At 62.5% G+C, this 23,165-nt stretch carries 10 protein-coding genes; 1 reads left to right on the plus strand and 9 read right to left on the minus strand.

Translation table 11 applies throughout. The annotated features are described in order from the left end of the window. From K5E37_RS28520 to K5E37_RS28560, 9 genes are all read right to left on the minus strand, one after another. Positions 1 to 1,471: MFS transporter (locus K5E37_RS28520; protein WP_221535754.1), on the minus strand; the 1,471-nt coding region annotated here is incomplete at its 3' end. A gap of 102 nt (positions 1,472 to 1,573) precedes the next feature. Continuing rightward, the gene (locus tag K5E37_RS28525; protein WP_007957716.1) at positions 1,574 to 2,491 is read right to left on the minus strand and encodes a LysR family transcriptional regulator; all 918 of its coding nucleotides are present in this window, start codon (positions 2,489 to 2,491) and stop codon (positions 1,574 to 1,576) included. 58 nt (positions 2,492 to 2,549) lie between these two features. Then, a complete protein-coding gene (locus K5E37_RS28530; RefSeq protein ID WP_085608535.1) occupies positions 2,550 to 3,416 on the minus strand; it encodes an ABC transporter permease in 867 nt (288 codons plus the stop codon). A gap of 20 nt (positions 3,417 to 3,436) precedes the next feature. Further along, complete coding sequence (locus K5E37_RS28535; RefSeq protein ID WP_221535755.1) at positions 3,437 to 4,297, minus strand: ABC transporter ATP-binding protein; 861 nt, start codon at positions 4,295 to 4,297, stop codon at positions 3,437 to 3,439. 5 nt (positions 4,298 to 4,302) lie between these two features. Beyond that, positions 4,303 to 5,328: an ABC transporter substrate-binding protein gene (locus tag K5E37_RS28540; RefSeq protein ID WP_007957722.1), complete on the minus strand. Its 1,026-nt coding sequence runs from the start codon at positions 5,326 to 5,328 to the stop codon at positions 4,303 to 4,305. Between the two features lie 18 nt (positions 5,329 to 5,346). After that, positions 5,347 to 6,243, minus strand: a complete 897-nt coding sequence (locus K5E37_RS28545; RefSeq protein WP_085608533.1) for a TauD/TfdA family dioxygenase — start codon at positions 6,241 to 6,243, stop codon at positions 5,347 to 5,349. Positions 6,244 to 6,530: 287 nt separating this feature from the next. Then, the gene (locus K5E37_RS28550) at positions 6,531 to 7,898 is read right to left on the minus strand and encodes an HlyD family type I secretion periplasmic adaptor subunit (RefSeq protein WP_007957729.1); all 1,368 of its coding nucleotides are present in this window, start codon (positions 7,896 to 7,898) and stop codon (positions 6,531 to 6,533) included. Further along, positions 7,888 to 10,044, minus strand: a complete 2,157-nt coding sequence (locus K5E37_RS28555; RefSeq protein ID WP_085608532.1) for a type I secretion system permease/ATPase — start codon at positions 10,042 to 10,044, stop codon at positions 7,888 to 7,890. The genes K5E37_RS28550 and K5E37_RS28555 overlap by 11 nt, the downstream gene beginning before the upstream one ends. Positions 10,045 to 10,078: 34 nt before the next feature. After that, positions 10,079 to 11,431, minus strand: a complete 1,353-nt coding sequence (locus K5E37_RS28560; RefSeq protein WP_192563030.1) for a TolC family outer membrane protein — start codon at positions 11,429 to 11,431, stop codon at positions 10,079 to 10,081. 359 nt (positions 11,432 to 11,790) lie between these two features. Here K5E37_RS28560 and K5E37_RS28565 point away from each other — a divergent pair. Next, on the plus strand, positions 11,791 to 23,165 hold an 11,375-nt coding region (locus K5E37_RS28565; protein ID WP_221535756.1), incomplete at its 3' end, for a retention module-containing protein.

Genomic DNA, 23,165 nt, shown 5'->3' on the forward strand with positions numbered 1-23,165 from the left:
CCGCGACGCCAGCCATGCACAGATAAAGATCCGAAGAAGTCAGCACCACCGCCTGTTCGTGCAGGCGATGGGCGAGGCCGGGGTCGTTGCTCGCGGCCAGCGGCGAGTTGCCGAGGCGATCGACCAGCATCGTCGAGTGAAAATGCAGGCGCGAAGTGGTCAGCGCTTCGATAACGCCGGTGGCGACCACCGCCGCCAGGCCTTTCACGGTGTTGAACCACGCCGAAGCGAACGGCCCGTCCTGCGGCTGGATGCTGCCGGTCGACAGCATCAGCAACGGCAGCACCGCCATCGGCTGGCCGAAAATCTGCAGCCATTGCAGCACGTAGAAATCGTCGCGAATCCATTCCGAGGTCAGCTGCGAGCCGCCGAGGCACGAAAGCGTCAACATGCTCAAACCGATGCCGAGCACCCAGCGGCAATCGACCCAACGCAAGTTGCACAACGCCGCCACCAGCGGCAGCGCGATCAACTGCGGCAATGCCGCGATCAGCATGATCGGCGCGGTCTGTACCGGTCGGTAACCCTGCACCTGAGCCAGGTAACTCGACGGAATCAGCACCACTGCCAGCAGCACCACCAGCACGCCGGCCAGGGTCATCAGGGCGAACGACAGGTTGCGAATGCCGAGCATCTGCAACTTGAAAAACGGAATCGGCTGCGACCATTCATTGATCAGAAACGCCACCAGCAACAGCGAACCGGCACCGAGCAAAGCGCAGATCAGGTTCGACTCGAACCAGTCCAGCCGATTGCCCTGCAACAGACCGATCACCAGCATGCAGATCGCCGGAAACCCCAGCAGCAGGCCTTTCCAGTTAAATGTTTTGAGGCGTTCCAGACGCAGCGGATCCTGCGGCAAGCCATAGGCGACAGCGGCCATGGCGATCAGGCACGGCACGATGATTTGCCAGAACGTCCACTGCCAGCCGACGTATTCGGTCCACAACCCGGCCAGCGGCGTACCAAGACCTGGGCCGAAGGTGGCGGTCAGGGCGTAACCGGCGAGACCGTAAAGCTTGATGTTGGCCGGCAGAAACCGCAGCGCAACGGTCATCAACATCGGCGGCAACGCACCGCCGGCCAGGCCTTGCAGGATGCGCATCAGCAGCAGGCTTTCGTAGTTCGGGGCGAACGGGCAGAGCACCCCGAGCAGGGTGAACACGCCGATGGCGCACAGGGTGAAACGACGCAGGGAAAAGGTCACCGAGCACCACGGCGCGAATGCCATGGCCGCCACCGAGGTCGCGGTGTAGCTGGCGACCAGCCAGGTGCCTTCGTCGTAGCCGATGCTCAGGGCGCCGCGAATGTCGGCGAGGGCGACCTTGGTCACCATCTCGTTGAGACCCGACACCAGCACCGCCAGCAGCACGCCGACCAGACCGATGATGATCCGCGCCCCGAACACCGGTGGCGCGGCTGCCATCGGAGCGGCAGCGGCCATCGGCGCCGTGACCGTCAGGGATGTCATGCAGGCAAACTCCGGAGGGAAAAATACCGGAGCATAGTAGTAGGGCTTAGTGCTGACGAAAATTGACTTCTCGGCAGTTTATAAGTGCATCAGACGCAATCGTCAGGGCTGTGCCGCCAGCCAGGTTTCGTCGCAGCAGGTCTTGAGGGTTTCGCGCAGCCAGCGGTGGGCCGGATCCTTGTCGAAGCGCGGGTGCCAGGCCTGGGTCAGCATCAGGGTCGGAAGCGGAATCGGCAGGTCGAACGAGCGCAGCTTCAAGCCCAGCCGCCGCACGCTGAGCAACGCTTCCTTGGGTACTGGCAGAATCAGGTCGGAATCCGGCAGGGCGAACATCGCCGCATGGAAACTCGGCGCGATCACCGCGACTCGCCGCTCCAACCCCAAGGCATTCAAAGCGGTGTCGATAGGCCCACGGGCGATGCCCCGGCGGGACATGCTGATGTGGGAGAACCCGGCATAGCGCTCGGCGGTGATCTCGCCATCCAGCAGCGGGTGATCCTCGCGTACCAGGCCGACGAAGTGGGTGGAAAACAGGTTCTGTATTTTGACTTCCGGGGTCACCGGGCGGGTGTTGCTGACACTCAGGTCGATCCGCCCTTCGCGCAGGGCTTCATCATCGCCGTCGCCCTCGGGGACGAAACGCAACTCACAGTGCGGCGCCAGTTGATCGAGGGTGTCGAACAGCTTGCCGCCGTACACGCCAACGAAGAAGTCGTTGGCGCGAATGCTGAAGCGCCGGCGCAACGTCCCCAATTCCACGGCGTCCGCCGAGCGGAACAGCAACGCCGCCTGTTCGACCACATCGCGCACCTGCTCGCGCAACTCCAGCGCCTTGGGCGTCGGCACCAGACCGCGACCGGCGCGCACCAGAATCGGATCGCCAATCGCTTCGCGAATCCGCGTCAGCGTGCGGCTCATGGCAGCCGAACTGAGGTTCATCCGCCGCGCGGCGCCGACCACACTGCCCTCGTCGAGCAAGGCGTCGAGGGCGACCAACAGGTTCATGTCCGGGAGTTGCATGCTGAGCACTCGTGACCGATCAGGATTGATTCGCACGCAATGCTAGCAGATCAGAAAATCAGCGCTGCATGCCCCAGCGTTTCACCGTCACCCGCTCCAGCGTGTCGAACACCAGGTTCTCCACCAGCAAACCGATGAGGATCACCACCGCCAGACCGGCAAACACCTTGTCGGTGTACAGCTCATTACGGTTCTGGAAGATGTACCAGCCCAAACCACCCTTGCCGCTGGTGGCGCCGAACACCAGTTCGGCGGCGATCAGGGTGCGCCAGGCGAAGGCCCAGCCGATTTTCAGCCCGGCGAGGATCGACGGCAGCGCCGCCGGAATCAGGATGAACAGCACGAAGCGCATGCCCTTCAAACCGTAGTTCCGGCCGGCCATGCGCAAGGTTTCCGAGACGCCGAGAAATCCGGCATACGTGTTCAGCGCCAGCGCCCACAGCACCGAATGCACCAGCACGAAAATCAGGCTGTTCTGTCCCAGCCCGAACCACAGCAATGCCAGCGGCAATAGCGCAATGGCCGGCAGCGGGTTGAACATCGAGGTCAGCGTACTCAGCAAGTCCCGGCCGAATTGGGTCGAGACCGCCAGCGTGGTCAGGGCGAAGGCCAGGACGATGCCGATCAGATAACCCTTGAGCAGCACCACCAGCGAGATCCACACCTTGCCCAGCAGTTCGCCACTGAGCAGGCCGTCGTACAGCGCATGACTGGTTTGCAAAAAGCTCGGCAGCAGCAGATCGTTGTTCTGCACCCGGGCCACCACTTCCCAGAGCACAGCGAGCAAAATCAGAATCACGCTTTTACGCAGCCAGCCCTGTTGCCACAGGCGCTGGCCCAGCGGCAGCTCGCGCTCCACCGGGACGCTGGTCAGCGGTTGCAGATCATTTTCGAATTCTTGACGTACGGATGATGAATGGCTCATCGGGCAATCCTCCGGGTGGCTCAATAAGCGATGCGAATGTCGTTGAAATCGTGCTCGCGCTCGGTTTCCAGCGACTGCCCTTCATCGAACAGCAAACGGTGAATGCGCCGTGCCGACTCTTGAAACGCCACGCCGCCAAGGCTGTGCAGATCGTACTGATGGCTGTGCACTTCCGCCCTCACCCGGCCCGGGTGCGGCGACAACAGCAGGATGCGATTGCCGACCACCAGCGCTTCTTCGATCGAGTGGGTGACGAACAGCAAGGTGAAACGCACCTCCTCCCAGAGCAGCAGCAATTCCTCCTGCATCTTGCGCCGGGTCAGGGCGTCCAGCGCGGCGAACGGCTCGTCCATCAGCAGGATTTTCGGCTGCATCGCCAGCGCCCGGGCGATCGCCACCCGCGCCTTCATGCCACCGGACAAGGTGTGTGGATAGGCATCGGCGAACGCCGCCAGACCGACCTTTTCCAGATAGTGCAGCGCACGCTCTTCGGCTTCCTTTTTCTTCAAAGTGCGCGAGGCCAGCAGCGGAAACATCACGTTCTGTTTGACGGTTTTCCACGGTGGCAGCTGATCGAACTCCTGAAACACCACGATCCGGTCCGGCCCCGGCGCGTCGACGCGCTGGCCCTGCAGACGGATCTCGCCCTCACACGGCGCAATGAACCCCGCGACAGCTTTGAGCAAGGTGGATTTACCGCAGCCGGACGGGCCGAGCAGCACGAAGCGATCCTGTTGATCGACTTCAAAACTGACCTGGTGGGTGGCGCGCACGACGCGCTGCGGCGTGCGGTATTCGAGGCTGACCTGGTCGACCGCCAACAGCGCTTGCGCGGTGGCGATCGGGTTGCTGGCCGCGTGGCCTTGCAAAGGGGCGTTCATGTCGATCAGCTCCCCTGCAACGGTTTGGCGTCCTGGAAGAAGTAGTCCTTCCACGATTCGGGTTTGTTCTTGATCGCGCCGACGCGGTAGAGGAATTCGGCGAGCGGGTAGGTGTTTTTCGGCGTGACGCTGAATTCAAACTGCGGGTTGTCGATGATTTTCAGCAACGCGGCGCGGTCGATCTTGGCCTTGGTCACGCGGATGTAGGTGTCCGCCGCCGCGCCTTTATCGTTCTGCGCAAATTGCGCGGCTTCGGTCAGGGCTTCGACGAACGCCTTGTAGGTTTTCGGGTTCTCGTTGCGGAATTTCTCGGTGGCGAACAGCACGGTCGGCGAGTTCGGGCCGAGCACGTCATAGGAGTTGAGCACCACGTGCACGTTCGGATTTTCCAGCGCCTGATCCTGGAACGGCGGGTTGGAGAAATGCCCGGTCAGCTCGGTGCCGCCGGCAATCAGCGCAGCAGTGGCGTCCGGGTGCGGAACGGCGATGGTGTACTTGTCGAGGCGATTGAATTCCTTGTCGCCCCACTGCTTGGCCGCCGCGTATTGCAGGAACCGCGACTGCACCGACACCCCTACCGCCGGCACCGCAATGCGGTCCTTCTCGGTGAAGTCGGCGATGGTTTTGACCTTGGGATTATTGCTGACGAGGTAGTACGGGAAGTTGCCGAGCGAGGCCACGGCTTTGACGTTCTGCTTGCCATGGGTGCGATCCCAGATGGTCAGCAACGGCCCGACGCCGGCGCCGGCAATATCGATGGAACCGGAGAGCAGCGCATCATTGACTGCCGCGCCGCCAGACAGCTGGGTCCAGTCCACCTTGATGTCGAGCCCTTCCTGCTTGCCGTACTTCTCGATCAGTCCCTGATCGCGCACCACATTGAGCAATAAATAGACAATACCGAACTGTTCGGCGATACGGATTTCACCTTCGGCATGGGCCACGGTCGGCGCCACCAGGCTGCCGGCGATCAGGCTGAAACCGAGGCCGATGGCCGCCGCCAGCGGTGCGAATGGAAGACGTTTGGACATGATCGGATCTCCGGCAAATCAGAAAGGCGCGTCGCCCTGGATGGTGGTGCGATACAGCTTGCGGCGCAGGTGCGCAGGGCAACCGGCGGCAAGGTGGATCAGCGAGCGGTTGTCCCAGAACACCATGTCGTGGGGCTGCCATTGATGGCGATAGATGTTCTGCGGCAGCACGCTGTGGGCGTAGAGCTCGTCGAGCAGTTGTTTGCTCTCGTCTTCCGGCAGGCCGACGATGCGAGTGGTGAAGCCTTCACTGACGAACAACGCCTTGCGGCCGTTTTCCGGATGGGTACGGACCACCGGGTGCACGACTTCGGCGACCTGAGCCAATTGCTCCGGGGTCAGGGTCGGGCGCCAGTTGCCTTCGAATTTGGTTTCGCTGTAGCGCGCGGTGTAAGAATGCGCGGCCGAGCGGCCTTCGACGGCTTTGCGCAGCGCGTCGGGCAGGCTGTCCCAGGCTTTGTGCATGTCGGCGAACAGGGTGTCGCCGCCTTCGGACGGCAGCTCCTGGGCGTGCAGCATCGAGCCGAGGCTCGGCAGCTCTTTATAGGAAAGGTCCGAGTGCCAGAACTTGCCGGCATCACCGAGGCCGATGTTCTGGCCGTTCTCGACGATGTTGGAAACGATGAGGATTTCCGGGTGATTGGCCAGCAGGAACTGCTTGAGCACGTGGATCTGCAACACGCCGAAGCGGCGGCTGAAATCGATCTGCTGTTGCGGGGTGATGCGCTGGTCGCGGAACACCACGACGTGGTGATCGAGGTGCGCGCGGTGGATGCGGGCGAAGTCTTCATCGTTGACCGGGCGGGTCAGGTCGAGGCCGATGATTTCGGCGCCGACGGCACCGCTGAACGGGCGGATCTCGAAAGTTTGCGTCGCGACAGTCGCGGCGCTTGGGGTAGCAGTAGCTGCGGACATCAATCAATCTCCCACGCACGGCGCGCTCAAGGGCGCGCGCGTCGATCAGAAACTCACGCTGGATTGCGTGTTGGTTCGTGTCGTGCGGCGCGCCGATTGGTCGGCAGGTACGCAGGAGGCTGACTTTATAGCTATAAGAAGCGGAATTTAAATACTGTTAACGAATAACGATATGGCGATTGCTTAGGAATGGACTGGATGGTGAGTGACCATTTATGTCACTTCTGGACGGAATGTGTTGGTGCGACGAACGCCTCCGCGAGTCCCGCGAAGGCGTCCGTGAAGATTTACCGCTCGTGCAGCGCCTCTGCCCGCGCCCGGATGATCGGCTTGAGCAGATAGCTCAGCACCGTCTTCTTGCCGGTGATGATGTCCACCGACGCCACCATCCCGGGGATGATCAGCAACGGTTTCTCGTCAGTGCCGAGATGGCTGCGTTCGGTGCGCAGTTTGATGATGTAGTAGGTGGTTTTCTTGTCTTCGTCGGTGATGGTGTCGGCGCCGATCTGTTCCAGCTTGGCCTTCAGACCACCGTAGATGGTGTAGTCATACGCGGTGAATTTCACCGTGGCTTCCTGGCCCGGATGCAGGAACGCGATGTCCTGCGGGCGGATCTTCGCTTCGACCAGCAGAGTGTCATCCAGCGGCACGATTTCCAGCAGGTCGCTGCCCGGCTGGATCACGCCACCGATGGTGTTGACCAGCATCTTGTTGACGATGCCCCGCACCGGCGAGGTGACGAGCGTACGGCTGACCCGGTCTTCCAGCGCCTTGCCGGTGGCCTGGGCCTTGTTCAGGTCGGTGCGCGCTTCGTTGAGCTGAGTCAGGGCTTCGCTGCGGAACTTGCCGCGAGTCTCGTCAATCTTGCGCTGCACTTCCTTGATCGCCGATTCGGCGCGCGGAATTGCCAGGGTGGTGGCGTCGAGCTGACCACGGGTTTCCACTTCGGCACGCTTGAGTCGCAGCACTTCCACCGGCGACACCGCGCCCTGGGCCACCAGCGGCTCGGACATGTTGATTTCCTGGCGTTGCAGGCCCAGTTGCTGGCGATATTGCGCCTGCTTCGAGGTGAACTCGCGCAGTTCTTGCTGACGCTGGATCAACTGTTCCTGCAAACCACCGACCTCGTCGTGCAATTGCTGACGACGGCTGATGTACAACGATTCTTCACTTTTCGCCTGACCCGGCACGGCTTTGAGCACGTCCTCGGGGAAATTCAGCGGCCGGTCATCGACCTCGGCGCTCAGACGCTCGACCCGCAGCAACATCGACAGTCGATCAGCCTCGGTCTCACCGACGTTGGACGCAAATCGCGTGTCGTCCAGGCGAACCAGCGGCGCGCCGGCTTCGACGATCTGGCCTTCCTTGACGAACAGCTCGGAGACGATCCCGCCCTCGAGGTTCTGGATTTTCTGGATCTTCGACGAGGGAATCGCTTTGCCGTCGCCCTTGGTCACTTCGTCGATGACGGCGAAGTTGGCCCAGAGCATCAGGAACACGAAGAAACCGATGATCGCCCAGATCGTCAGCCGCACCACGCGCGGCGCGTCCTCGATCAAGGCCTTGTTGACCTCCGGCAGCGGCTGGCCCTGCAGCGATGCCGAGCCCTTGAAGTAGCGGCGGATCGAATCCTTGAAACCCGACTTAAGCAACACTGATCTGCCCCTTCTTCAACGCTTCCATGACGGCCGCTTTCGGGCCGTCGGCGAGGATCTGTCCACGGTCGACCACCAGCAGGCGATCGACCAGCGACAGCAGCGATGCCCGGTGCGTCACCAGCACCACGGTCTTGTTTTCCACCACCGCCGCGAGGCGTTGCTTGAGGCGTTCTTCGCCGGTGTTGTCCATCGCACTGGTCGGTTCGTCGAGCAACAGGATCGGCGGATTGAGCAACAGCGCCCGGGCCAGGGCGACGTTCTGGCGCTGACCGCCGGACAGGTTCTGCCCGCGCTCGCCGACTTGCAGCTCATAACCCTGCGGGTGCAGACGGGCGAATTCGTGGACGCCGGCCAATTCGGCGGCCTGCAGGACAAGCTCGTCCTCGACGTAACGGGCGCCGGAAACCAGGTTGTCGCGCAGGGTGCCGGCCAGCAGCTGGATGTCCTGCGGCACATAGCCGATGTTGTAGCGCAGCTCGCTGACGTCGATCTGGCGGATGTCGACGCCATCCACCAGTAACGCGCCGTCGTCCGGCTGATACAGGCCGACCAGCAGTTTCGCCAGTGAGCTTTTGCCGGAACCGCTGCGGCCGATGATGCCGATCTTCTCGCCGGGACGAATCACCAGGTTGATGTTCTTCAGCGCCGGGTTCTGTTGTTCCGGGTAGGTGAAGTTGAGCTGGCGGCATTCGATGGCGCCTTGCAGAACCTTGCGGCTCAACGGGCGCTCTTCGAAATTGCGCTCCTGCGGCAACTCCATCATCTGGTCGACCGAGGTCATGGTGACCCGCGCCTGCTGGTAGCGGGTCAGCAGACCGGACAGCGATGCCAGCGGGCTGAGGGCGCGGCCACTGAGCATGTAGCAGGCGATCAGGCCGCCCATGCTCAGGTTGCCGGCGATGATCTGGTACACGCCGAAGACGATCATGATCACCCCGGCCAGTTGCTGGATCAGCAGGGTGATGTTCATCGCCAGACCGGAGAGCATTTTCACCCGCAGCTCGAGACGGCTGAGGGTGCCGATGGTCTGTTCCCACTGATACTGGCGTTCGCTTTCGGCGTTGTTGACCTTCACCGCGTCGAGGCCGGCGAGGGTTTCGATCAGGCTCGACTGACGCTCGGCGCCGAGGGCCATGGTGCGTTCCATGGTTGCCACCAGCGGCTTCTGCAAGGCGTAGCCGATCAGCAGCGCAATCGGGAAGGCCAGCACCGGAATCCACACCAGATGCCCGCCGAGAATCGCGATGACGATGAAGATCAGGATGGTGAACGGCAGGTCGATCAGGCTGGTCAGGGTCAGCGAGGCGAGGAAGTCGCGTAGGCTCTGGAACTCGTGGATGTTCTGGGCAAAGCTGCCGACCCGCGCCGGGCGGTATTTCATGGCCATGCCGACGATGCGTTCGAACAGCGTGGCGGAGATGATCAGGTCGGTTTTCTTGCCGGCCAGATCCAGGCACAGGCTGCGCAGGCTCTTGAGGATCAGGTCGAACATATAGGCGCCGGTGATGCCCAGCGCGAGCACCCACAGGGTCGCTTCGGCCTGGTTCGGCACCACGCGGTCGTAGACGTTCATCACGAACAGCGGCGCGGCCATGGCGATGATGTTGATCAGGAAACTGGCGGCGATGGCGTCGGCGTACAGCCAGCGCGAACGCTTCAGGGTGTCGCGAAACCACGAGCGCGCACGCGGGATCAGCGTGCCGTGGTTGACGTCGAATTTGTGCTGGGGCTGGGCGAAGAACACTTTGCCGGTGTAGTCGTCGGCCAGCAGCTCGCGGCTGACCAGGGACTCGCCGCCGTCGCTTTCGCTGAGCAGCACCCGCGCGTCGTTCTCACCCTGCCAGCCGAGCAGGACAGCGCTGCGGCCATCCTTGAGCAGCAACAGCGCCGGCATGGCAATCGTCGGAATTTCTTCCAGCTTGCGCTGCAGCACCCGCCCTTGCAGCCCGGCGCGCGCCGCTGCACGGGGCAACAGCTCGACACTCAGGCGTTGTTTGGGCAGCGGCAGGCCGGTGGTCAGCATCGCCGCGCTGGCGGGTTTCTGGTGGAGCATGCAAAGAGCGAGCAGACCATCCAGTAACGGATCGTCGTGCAACGCGCGTGGATCATGACTGAGATGAACTCGACTGACTTCTGATTCCACGCTCGACACTCTTTAGCAGTTGAAAAGGGACAACTCAATTCATCCCAGGCAGCTGGACCTTGGGCTTCACGTCGTTCTGCACAACGGATGCCAATGGTGCGACCACTCCCTGGCTCTTGAGCAATTCGCCCATGGTCGCCTTGATTCGATACTGAGTAAATAACTGAATGTTTTTGATTTCAGCCAGACGCCGCGAAGCGGTGAACAGCTCGTTTTCACTGTCGAGCAAATCCAGCAGGGTCCGTTCGCCGAGGCTGAACTGGCGCTGGTAAGCAGTGCGCACCGAGGTGCTGTGATCAACGTACTGCTGAGCGATCGGCACCTGGGCATTGGCGTTGTTCAGGGCGTTCCAGGCCAGGCCCAGTTCTTCATTCAATTGGCGCAAGGCGTTGTTGCGGATGTCCAGCGCCTGGTTCGACAGGTAGGACTTGGATTCCAGATCCGCCTTGTTGCTGCCGCCCGAATACAGGTTGAAGCGCATGCGCAACATGGCCTGCCATTCGTTGTTGTGACCGTTCTGGCCGTCGAGGTCGTTGTCGGCAGTGCGGCCCAGCTCGGCGTCGAAGCGCGGGTAGAAGGTCGACTTGGCGGTCTCGTACTGCTTCTCGGCAGCGGCGATATCGGACTCGGCCGAGCGCAGGATCGGGCTGTTTTCCAGCATCTGCGCGCGGGCTTCATTCAGGTTGGCCGGCATCATCGCCATGAACGGCGCCGGACGCTCCAGTTGATCGGGCATCTGGCCGACGGCGCTGAGGAAGTTGGTTTCCGAGTCGGCGAGATTGGTCTGCTCGGTGATCAGGTTGTTGCGGGCCTGGGCCATCCGCGCTTCGGCCTGATCGAGGTCGGCACCGCTGCCGACGCCGCGCTGGGTGCGCAGCTGGATCTGGTCGTAGATGCGTTGGTGGCTTTTGAGGTTTTCTTCGGCCAGACGCACGAATTCGCGACGGGTCAGCACATCCAGATAAACCTGGGCCACGGTCAGCGCGGTGCGTTCGGAAGTGCCGAGCAGGGAATACGCGCGGGAGTTGACGGTGGCTTGTTGACGCCCGACTTCGCTGGACGTCGCAAAACCGTCAAAAACCATTTGCGACAGACGTAAACTTGACTCGCTGCGGTTCAGGGTTTCCCAGTGATTGCCGCCACCATTGGCGCGGGTGGTCACGCTGTCGGTGCCTTCACGACCATAACCGCCCAGCAGATCGACCTTGGGCAGGTATCCACCTTTTGCAGCCTTTAATTGATAATCCGCGGCCAGCCGACTGTTGACCCCTGCCTGGATTTCCGGATGGACATCCAGCGCCTGCTGCATGGCTTCTGGTAAGGATTGTGCTTGTACGAAAGAGGCGGCGAGAGCGAAGGGTAGAGCCTTGAACAGGTGCGAACGCATGGTAAAGATTTCCCAGAACTTCTTGTCTTGAATCACAGCAAATTGGTGAGCTGCGTCGGAAGATGGCAACCGGAATGACCGTATGTCGGAAAGTTTAAAACCGGAACTGGATCACACGCTGAAGGGCAGGTCGCCGCATAAATATCAATGTGACATTACTGGGACGATTGTTTAGGATGGCACCCAGAAGGTCAATAGTTTGGCATAAAGTTAATAGCGAAAGAATCTAGCCAAAATATTGACGAACAGCAGCGTCAACTTTGTTTCATCTTTTTTAAAAAGTACGTCCAGACTGAATCGGCGCAGACAGCCATCAGGTCTATGGAAGTCAACTGAACGTGACACCCGGAGAGTCTTCAATGAGCAGTGTTGTTGCCATCGTCAAAAGCATTGTCGGTCAGGTTTTCGTGGTGTCCCCAGAGGGCGTCCGTCGCGTACTCGTTGAAGGCGACCGACTGTTTGCCGGCGATCAGGTCGACACCGGCGTTTCCGGCGCCGTGTCCCTGGAACTGGCCGATGGCCGCACGATCGATCTGGGCCGTGACACCCAGTGGAGCGCCGATACCCCGGACTCCAGCACCGACCTGGCCGAAGCCACCGCGCAAGCCGCGCCGTCGGTAGAAGAACTGCAACAAGCCATCGCCGCGGGCGTCGACCCGACCACCGCTCTTGATGCCACCGCTGCCGGCCCGAGCGCCGCGGGGACTGGCGGTGCCGCCGGTGGCGGTCACAGCTTCGTGATGCTCGATGCGACCGCCGGCCGCGTCGACCCAACCATCGGTTTCCCGACTGCGGGCATCAACGCTGCCGGCCAAGCCGCGCAGAACATCACCGGCGGCCAGACCACCGACACCAACGCCAATGCCCTGCGCGAATCGCCCCTGAGCCTCAGCGCCACGCCGAGCATCACCGAAGCCGGCGGCGTGCTGGTGTACACCGCGACCCTGACCCAGGCGCCGCTGACCGACCTGACCATCACCCTGTCCAACGGCGCGGTGATCGTGATACCGGCCGGTTCCACCACCGGCACCGTCAACGTGCCACTGGCACCGAACGACACTGTTTATAACGACCCGACCCAGATCGACGTGACGGTCACCGGCACCACCGGCGGCGGCGGCATCACCGTGACCCCGCCGACCACCCCGGCCACGACCCAGGTCACCGACACCATCGACACCACCACCGTCACTCTGACGGCGGGGCCAAGCGTGACCGAGGGCGGTCAGATCACCTACACCGCCACGCTGACCAACCCGGCGCAGACGCCGGTGACCGTCACGTTGTCCAACGGCTCGACCATCACCATCGGCGCCGGCCAGACCACCGGCACCGTCAACGTGCCGACCGCGCCGAATGACGTCTATAACAACGGCAGCACCGTCACCACCACCATCACCGGTGCCACCGGCGGCAACTTCGAGAACCTGGTGCCGAACCCGACACCGGCCGTTACCACGATCGTCGATTCGCGAGACACCACCGGCCTGACCCTGACCGCTACCGGCACCGTGGTCGAAGGTGGCCAGATCACCTACACCGCGACCCTGACCAACCCGGCGCAGACGCCGGTGACCGTCACCCTGTCGAACGGCTCGACCATCACCATCGGCGCCGGTCAGACCACCGGCAGCGTCAACGTGCCGACCGCACCGAATGACGTCTACAACAACGGCGGCACCGTCAGCACCACTATTACCGGTGCTACCGGCGGCAATTTCGAGAATCTGGTGCCGAACACGACGCCAGCGACCACCACCGTCACCGACTCCATCGACACCACCAACCTGTCGCTGAGCGCTACCGGTTCCGTGGCCGAAGGCGGTTCGATCGTCTACACCGCAACCCTGACCAATCCTGCTGGCACCCCGGTGACCGTGACGTTGAGCAACGGCTCCGTCATCACCATCGAGGCTGGCAAAACCACCGGCACCGTGACCGTTCCGGCACCAGCCGATGACGTCTACAAAGACGCCGGCAAAGTCGAAGTCACCATCAAGGACGCCACCGGCGGCAACTTCGAGAACCTGGTGCCAAGCACTGTTCCGGCCGTTACCGAAGTCACTGACACCGTCGACACCACCACGGTGAAACTCACCGCGACCGAGTCGGCAGCTGAAGGTGGCACTGTCACTTATACCGCTACTGTCGGCGCGCCAGTGACCGGTTCGCCGGTCACCGTGACCTTGGCCAACGGTCAGTCGATCACCATCGAAGTGGGCAAAACCACCGGTACCGTGACTACCACTGCGCCGAACGATGCGTTGACCGGCAATGCACCACTCACCAACTCGATCACCGGCGTTTCCGGCGGTAATTACGAAAATCTGGTGGCCGACAAGACTCCGGTTTCGACCACGGTGACAGACGTTGCCGACACCACCAACCTGACCCTGAGCGCCACCGGCACCGTCGCCGAGGGTGGTTCGATTGTTTACACCGCGACCCTGACCAATCCGGCCGGCACCCCGGTGACCGTGACGTTGAGCAATGGCTCCGTCATTACCATTGAAGCGGGCAAAACCACTGGCACCGTGACCGTTCCGGCCCCTGCCGATGACGTCTATAAAGACGCCGGCAAAGTCGAAGTGACCATCAAGGACGCCTCCGGCGGCAACTTCGAGAACCTGGTGCCAAGCACCGTTCCGGCTGTTACCGACGTGACCGATACCGTCGACACGACCACCGTCAAACTGACCGCGACCGAGTCAGCAGCTGAAGGTGGCACCGTTACTTACACCGCGACAGTTGGCGCCCCGGTAACCGGCTCGCCGGTCACCGTGACCCTGGCTAACGGTCAGTCGATCACCATCGAAGTCGGCAAAACCACCGGCACCGTCACCACCACCGCACCGAACGACGCATTGGCCGGCAACGCACCGCTGACCAACGCGATCACCGGCGTGAGCGGCGGCAACTACGAGAATCTGGTCGCCGACAAAACTCCGGTTTCGACCACCGTCACTGACACCGTCGACACCACCAACCTGACCCTGAGCGCCACCGATTCCGTGGCCGAGGGCGGCTCGATCATCTACACCGCGACGCTGACCAATCCGGCCGGCACTCCGGTGACCGTGACCTTGAGCAACGGCGCGGTCATCACCATCGAGGCCGGCAAAACCACTGGCACCGTGACTGTCGATGCACCGAAAGATGACGTCTACAAGGATGCCGGCAAAGTCGAAGCGACCATTTCCGGCGCAACCGGCGGCAACTTCGAAAACCTGGTGCCAAGCACTGTTCCGGCCGTGACCCAGGTCACCGACACCATCGACACTTCGACCGTCAAACTGACCGCGACCGAATCGGCGGCTGAAGGCGGCACCGTCACTTACACCGCGACGGTCGGCGCCCCGGTAACCGGCTCGCCGGTGACCGTGACCCTGGCCAACGGTCAGTCGATCACCATCGAAGTCGGTAAAACCACCGGCACCGTGACCACCACAGCGCCGAACGACGTACTGGCCGGCCATGCACCGCTGACCAACTCGATCACCAACGTCAGCGGCGGCAACTACGAAAACCTCGTGGCCGACAAAACCCCGGTCAGCACCACCATCACCGACACCGTGGACACCACCACCGTATCGCTGACCGCCACCGGCAACGTCAACGAGGGCGGGCAGATCGTCTACACCGCCACCCTGACCAACCCGGCCGGCACCCCGGTGACCGTGACGTTGAGCAACGGCTCCGTCATCACCATCGAAGCCGGCAAAACCACTGGCACCGTGACCGTTCCCGCACCAGCCGATGACGTCTACAAAGACGCCGGCAAAGTCGAAGTGACCATCAAGGACACTTCCGGCGGCAACTTCGAAAACCTGGTGGCCAACCCGACACCAGCGGTGACCAACGTCGCCGACACCATCAACACCACGCACCTGACTCTCAGCGCCGAAAGCTATGTGCTCGAAGGCACATCGATCACTTACACCGCGACCCTGACCAACGCCGCGCAGACGCCGGTGACCGTCAATCTGAGCAACGGCCAGACGATCGTTATCGAGGCCGGCAAGACCAGCGGTTCGGTGACCATCCCGGCGCCGAGCGATGACGTCTACAAGGATGTCAGCAAGCTCACCGTGACCATGACCGATGCCAGCGGTGGCAACTTCGAGAAACTCGACGTCAGCAAGACGCCGGTCAGCACCACGGTCAACGACACCATCGACAAGACCACGCTGACCCTGAGCGCCAGCGACACCGTCAGCGAAGGTGGCCAGATCACCTACACCGCGACCCTGAGCAACCCGGCCGGCACCGCCATGACCGTGACCCTGGCCAACGGCGCGGTGATCAACATCGCCGCCGGTGCCACTAGCGGTTCGGTGAATTTCCCTGCGCCGGCCAACACGCCTTACATCGATGGCGGCAAGGTGCAGACCGCGATTGCCAGCCACAGCGGCGGCAACTTCGAACAGGTCGATGCCAACCGTACGGCTGTGGTGACCAAGGTCACCGACACCGTCGACACCACCAACATCAGCCTGAGCGCCACCGGTTCGGTCGCCGAGGGCGGTTCGATCGTCTACACCGCGACCCTGACCAACCCGGCCGGCACGGCCATGACCGTGACCCTGAGCAACGGCGCGGTGATCAACATCGCCAAAGGCGCGAGCACCGGCACCATCACCGTCGCCGCACCGGGCGACGACGTGTACAAGGACGCCGGCAAAGTCGACGCCAGCATCACCAAGACCACGGGCGGCAATTTTGAAAACCTGGTGGTCGACAAGACCCCGGCGGTGACCGACGTCACCGACACCATCGACAACAGCACCGTTTCCCTGAGCGCCACGGCCAGCACTGTTGAAGGCGGCGTGGTGGTTTACACCGCCTCCGTCACCGCACCGGTGACCGGTTCGCCAGTGGTCGTGACCCTGTCCAACGGCCAGACCATCACCATCCCGGTCGGCGCCAGCAGCGCCAGCGTCAACTACACCGCACCGAACGATGCACTGGCCGGCGGCAACACGCTGAGCGTGAAGATCGACGGCACCAGCGGCGGCAATTACGAAAACCTGGTCGCCGACAAGACTCCGGCCGTGACGTCAGTCACCGACACCGTCGACACCACCAACCTGACCTTGAGCGCTACAGGTTCCGTGGCCGAAGGCGGTTCGATCGTTTACACCGCCACGCTGACCAATCCAGCTGGCACGCCAGTGACCGTGACTCTGAGCAACGGCTCGGTGATCACCATCGAAGCGGGTAAAACCACCGGCACCGTGACCGTTCCGGCTCCGGCCGATGACGTCTACAAAGACGCCGGCAAGGTCGAAGTGACCATCAAGGATGCGTCCGGCGGCAACTTCGAGAATCTGGTTCCGAGCACCGTTCCGGCCGTCACTGAAGTGACTGACACCATCGATACGTCGACCGTGAAGCTGAGCGCCGATACGTCGGTGGCTGAGGGTGGCACCGTCACCTACACCGCCACTGTTGGTGCGCCAGTGACTGGTTCGCCGGTCACCGTGACCCTGGCCAACGGTCAGACCATCACCATCGAAGTCGGCAAGACCACCGGCACCATCACCACCACCGCGCCGAACGATGCACTCAACGGTCACACACCGCTGAGCAACTCGATCACTGGCGTGAGCGGCGGCAACTACGAAAACCTGGTGGCCGACAAGACGCCGGTCAGCACCACCGTGACCGACACCGTCGACACCACCGATCTGACACTGACCGCGACCGGCACCGTGGCCGAAGGTGGCTCGATCACCTACACCGCCACCCTGACCAATCCGGCTGGCACTCCAGTGACCGTGACGTTGAGCAACGGCTCCGTCATCACCATCGAGGCCGGTAAAACCACCGGCACCGTGACTGTCGATGCGCCGAAAGACGACGTCTACAAGGACGCCGGCAAGGTTGAAGTCACCATCAAGGATGCGACTGGTGGCAACTTCGAGAACCTGGTGCCGAGCAATGTTCCGGCCGTTACCGAAGTCACTGACACCATCGACACCACCACGGTGAAACTCACCGCAACCGAGTCGGCAGCTGAAGGCGGTACCGTTACGTACACCGCCACTGTTGGCGCACCTGTCACTGGTTCGCCTGTGACCGTGACCCTGGCCAATGGTCAGTCGATCACCATCGAAGTGGGTAAAACCACCGGCACCATCACCACCACTGCGCCGAACGACGCGCTGAACGGTCACACCCCGCTGACCAACTCGATTACTGGCGTGTCTGGCGGTAACTACGAAAACCTCGTAGCCGACAAAACGCCGGTCTCGACCACCGTCACCGACACCGTCGACACGACCAACCTGACCCTCAGCGCCACTGACTCGGTGGCCGAGGGCGGTTCGATCGTTTACACCGCGACCCTGACCAACCCGGCCGGCACCCCGGTGACCGTGACGCTGAGCAACGGCGCCGTCATCACCATCGAGGCCGGTAAAACCACCGGCACCGTGACCGTCGATGCGCCGAAAGATGACGTCTACAAAGACGCCGGAAAAGTCGAAGTCACCATCAAGGATGCAACTGGCGGCAACTTCGAGAATCTGGTGCCAAGCACTGTTCCGGCTGTCACCGATGTAACCGACACCATCGACACCACCACGGTGAAACTCACCGCGACCGAGTCGGCAGCTGAAGGCGGCACTGTCACTTACACCGCCACCGTTGGCGCCCCGGTAACCGGTTCGCCTGTGACCGTGACCCTGGCCAACGGTCAGTCGATCACCATCGAAGTGGGCAAAACCACCGGCACCATCACCACCACTGCGCCGAACGACGCGTTGAACGGCCACACCCCGCTGACCAACGCGATTACTGGCGTGTCTGGCGGCAATTACGAGAATCTCGTAGCCGACAAGACCCCGGTTTCGACCACCGTCACCGACACCGTCGACACGACCAACCTGACCCTGAGCGCCACTGACTCGGTGGCCGAAGGCGGTTCGATCATCTACACCGCGATTCTGACCAATCCGGCGGGTACGCCGGTGACCGTGACCCTGTCGAACGGCGCCGTGATCACCATCGAAGCCGGCAAAACCACCGGCACCGTGACCGTCGATGCGCCGAAAGACGACGTCTACAAAGACGCCGGCAAGGTCGAAGTGACCATCAAGGATGCAACCGGTGGCAACTTCGAGAACCTGGTGCCGAGCACTGCTCCGGCCGTGACCGAAGTCACTGACACCATCGACACCACCACGGTGAAACTGACTGCGACCGAGTCGGCGGCTGAAGGTGGCACTGTCACTTACACCGCCACCGTCGGCGCCCCGGTAACCGGTTCGCCTGTGACCGTGACCCTGGCCAACGGTCAGTCGATCACCATCGAAGTCGGCAAGACCACCGGCACCGTCACCACCACCGCACCGAACGATGCACTCAACGGCCATACGCCGCTGACCAACTCGATCACCGGCGTGAGCGGCGGCAACTACGAAAACCTCGTGGCCGACAAAACGCCGGTCAGCACCACCGTGACCGACACCGTCGACACCACCAACCTGACCCTGAGCGCCACGCCGGAAGTCAACGAAGGTGGCCAGATCACCTACACCGCGACCCTGACCAACGCCGCCGGCACTCCGGTGACCGTGACCTTGAGCAACGGCGCCGTGATCACCATCGAGGCCGGCAAAACCACCGGCACCGTGACCGTCGATGCACCGAAGGACGACGTCTACAAGGACGCCGGCAAAGTCGAGACGACCATTTCGACCACCACCGGTGGCAACTTCGAAAACCTGGTCACCAGCACCGCCCCGGCGGTCACCACCGTCAATGACACCATCGACACGTCCACCGTGTCGCTGACCGCCACCGCCAACGTCGCCGAAGGCGAAACCGTGGTCTACACCGCGACCGTGACGGCGCCAGTGACGGGCTCGCCGGTCGTCGTGACCCTGTCCAACGGCCAGACCATCACCATCGCCGTCGGCGAGACCACCGGCACCGTGAACTTCGTCGCGCCGAACAGCCCGCTGGCGGGCGGCAGCTCGCTGAGCGTGACCATCGACAAGGCCACCGGTGGCAACTACGAACATCTGGCGGTGGACGGCAAGTCCGCCGACACCTCGGTGTCGGACACTGTCGACACGACCAACCTGAACCTGACGGCCACCGATTCGGTTGCCGAGGGCGGTTCGATCACTTACACCGCGACCCTGACCAACCCGGCGGGTACGCCGGTGACCGTGACCCTGTCGAACGGCGCCGTCATCACCATCGAGGCCGGTAAAACCACCGGCACCGTGACCGTCGATGCGCCGAAAGACGACGTCTACAAAGACGCCGGCAAAGTCGAGGCAACCATTTCGACCGCCACCGGTGGCGGTTTCGAGAACCTGGTGCCGAGCACCGTTCCGGCCGTGACCAACGTCACCGACACCATCGACACCACCACGGTGAAACTGACCGCGACCGAGTCGGCGGCTGAAGGCGGAAACGTCACTTACACCGCTACCGTCGGCGCACCTGTGACCGGTTCGCCTGTGACCGTGACGCTGTCCAACGGACAGTCGATCACGATCGAAGTCGGCAAGACCACGGGCACCGTCACCACCACCGCGCCGAACGATGCGCTCAACGGCCACGCGCCGCTGACCAACGCGATCACTGGCGTGACTGGCGGCAACTACGAAAACCTCGTGGCCGACAAAACGCCGGTTTCGACCACCGTCACTGATACCGTCGACACCACCAACCTGACCCTGAGCGCCACCAACTCGGTGGCCGAGGGCGGTTCGATTGTTTATACCGCGACCCTGACCAACCCGGCCGGCACTCCGGTGACCGTGACCCTTTCGAACGGCGCTGTGATCACCATCGAAGCCGGCAAAACCACCGGCACCGTGACCGTCGATGCACCGAAAGACGACGTCTACAAAGATGCTGGCAAAGTCGAGGCAACCATTTCGACCGCCACCGGTGGCAACTTCGAGAACCTGGTGCCGAGCACCGTTCCGGCCGTGACCGAAGTCACCGACACCATCGACACCACCACCGTCAAACTGACCGCGACTGAATCGGCAGCTGAAGGCGGCAACGTCACTTACACCGCCACCGTGGGCGCGCCTGTGACCGGTTCACCAGTCACCGTAACGCTGTCCAACGGTCAGTCGATTACCATCGAAGTGGGCAAAACCACCGGCACTGTCACCACCACCGCGCCGAACGATGCGTTGAATGGTCACGCACCACTGACCAACGCAATCACGGGCGTGACTGGCGGAAACTACGAAAACCTCGTAGCCGACAAGACTCCGGTCAGCACCACCGTGACCGACACCGTCGACACCACCAATCTGTCGCTGACCGCGACCGACAGCGTGGCCGAAGGTGGCTCGATCGTTTACACCGCGACCCTGACCAACCCGGCCGGCACCCCGCTGACCGTGACTCTGTCGAACGGCGCCGTCATCACCATCGAAGCCGGTAAAACCACCGGCACCGTGACCGTTGCCGCGCCAGCCGATGACGTCTACAAAGACGCCGGCAAAGTCGAAGTGACCATCAAGGACGCAACCGGTGGCAACTTCGAGAACCTGGTTCCGAGCACCGTTCCAGCCGTAACGGAAGTCACCGACACCATCGACACGACGACCGTGAAGCTCACCGCTTCCGAAACGGCCGCTGAAGGTGGCACCGTCACTTACACCGCGACTGTTGGCGCGCCAGTGACCGGCTCACCTGTGACCGTGACCCTGGCCAATGGTCAGTCGATCACCATCGAAGTGGGTAAAACCACTGGCACCGTCACCACCACCGCGCCGAACGATGCACTCAACGGCCATACGCCGCTGACCAACTCGATCACGGGTGTGACTGGCGGCAACTACGAAAACCTCGTAGCCGACAAGACTCCGGTTTCGACCACCGTCACTGACACCGTCGACACCACCAATCTGACCCTCAGCGCCACCAACTCGGTGGCCGAAGGCGGTTCGATCACTTACACCGCCACCCTGACCAACGCTGCGGGCACCCCGGTGACCGTGACCTTGAGCAACGGCGCCGTGATCACCATCGAGGCGGGTAAAACCACCGGCACTGTGACCGTCGATGCGCCGAAGGACGACGTCTACAAAGACGCCGGCAAAGTCGAAGCAACCATTTCGACCGCCACCGGTGGCAACTTCGAGAACCTTGTTCCGAGCACTGTCCCAGCCGTAACGGAAGTCACCGACACCATCGACACCACCACGGTCAAACTGACCGCGACCGAGTCGGCGGCAGAAGGCGGCACTGTCACTTACACCGCCACCGTGGGCGCGCCTGTGACCGGCTCGCCAGTCACCGTGACTCTGTCGAACGGTCAGTCGATCACCATCGAGGTGGGCAAGACCACTGGCACCGTCACCACCACCGCACCGAACGATGCGCTGACCGGCCACACGCCGTTGACCAACGCGATCACCGGCGTGACGGGCGGCAACTACGAAAACCTCGTCGCCGACAAAACCCCGGTTTCGACCACTGTCACCGACACGGTCGACACCACCAACCTGACCCTCAGCGCCACCAATTCGGTTGCCGAGGGCGGTTCGATCATCTACACCGCGACCCTGACCAACGCCGCTGGCTCGCCAGTGACCGTGACTCTGTCGAACGGCGCCGTGATCACTATCGAAGCCGGCAAAACCACTGGCACCGTGACCGTTGCCGCGCCAGCCGACGACGTCTACAAAGACGCCGGCAACGTGCAGGCGACGATCACCAATGCCAGCGGTGGCAACTTCGAAAACCTGGTCACCAGCACCACGCCAGCAGTAACCAGTGTCACTGACACCATCGACACCACCACGGTGAAACTCACCGCGACCGCGTCGGCGGCTGAAGGCGGCACTGTCACCTACACCGCGACCGTGGGCGCGCCTGTGACCGGTTCGCCAGTGACCGTGAACCTGTCGAATGGCCAGAGCATCACCATCGAAGTGGGTAAAACCACCGGCACCGTGACCACCACGGCGCCTAACGATGCGCTCAACGGCCACACGCCGCTGACCAACGCGATCACCAACGTGACGGGCGGCAACTACGAAAATCTGGTGGCCGACAAGACCCCGGTCAGCACTACCGTGACCGACACCGTCGACACCACCAACCTGTCGCTGAGCGCGACCGGCACCGTGGCCGAAGGTGGTTCGATCACCTACACCGCGACCCTGACCAACGCTGCGGGCACCCCGGTGACCGTGACCTTGAGCAATGGCGCTGTCATCACCATCGAAGCCGGTAAAACCACGGGCACCGTGACCGTCGCAGCGCCAGCCGATGACGTCTACAAAGACGCCGGCAACGTGCAGGCCACGATCACCAACGCGACGGGCGGCAACTTCGAAAACCTGGTGACCAGCACCACGCCAGCGGTGACCAGCGTCACCGACACCATCGACACCACCACGGTGAAGCTGACTGCAACCGCAACAGCTGCTGAAGGTGGCAACGTTGTCTACACCGCCACCGTCGGCGCGCCAGTAACTGGCTCGCCAGTCACCGTGACCCTGTCGAACGGTCAGTCGATCACCATCGAAGTCGGCAAAACTACCGGCACCGTGACCACTACCGCGCCGAACGACGTGTTGACCGGTCATGCGCCGCTGACCAACGCAATCACCGGCGTGAGTGGTGGTAACTACGAAAATCTGGTGGCTGATAAAACCCCGGTTTCGACCACCGTCACCGACACCGTCGACACCACCAACCTGTCGCTCAGCGCGACTGGCACCGTGGCAGAAGGTGGTTCGATCAC

It is taken from the genome of Pseudomonas sp. RIT778 (assembly GCF_019718735.1).
Taxonomy (GTDB): Bacteria; Pseudomonadota; Gammaproteobacteria; order Pseudomonadales; family Pseudomonadaceae; genus Aquipseudomonas; species Aquipseudomonas aphyarum.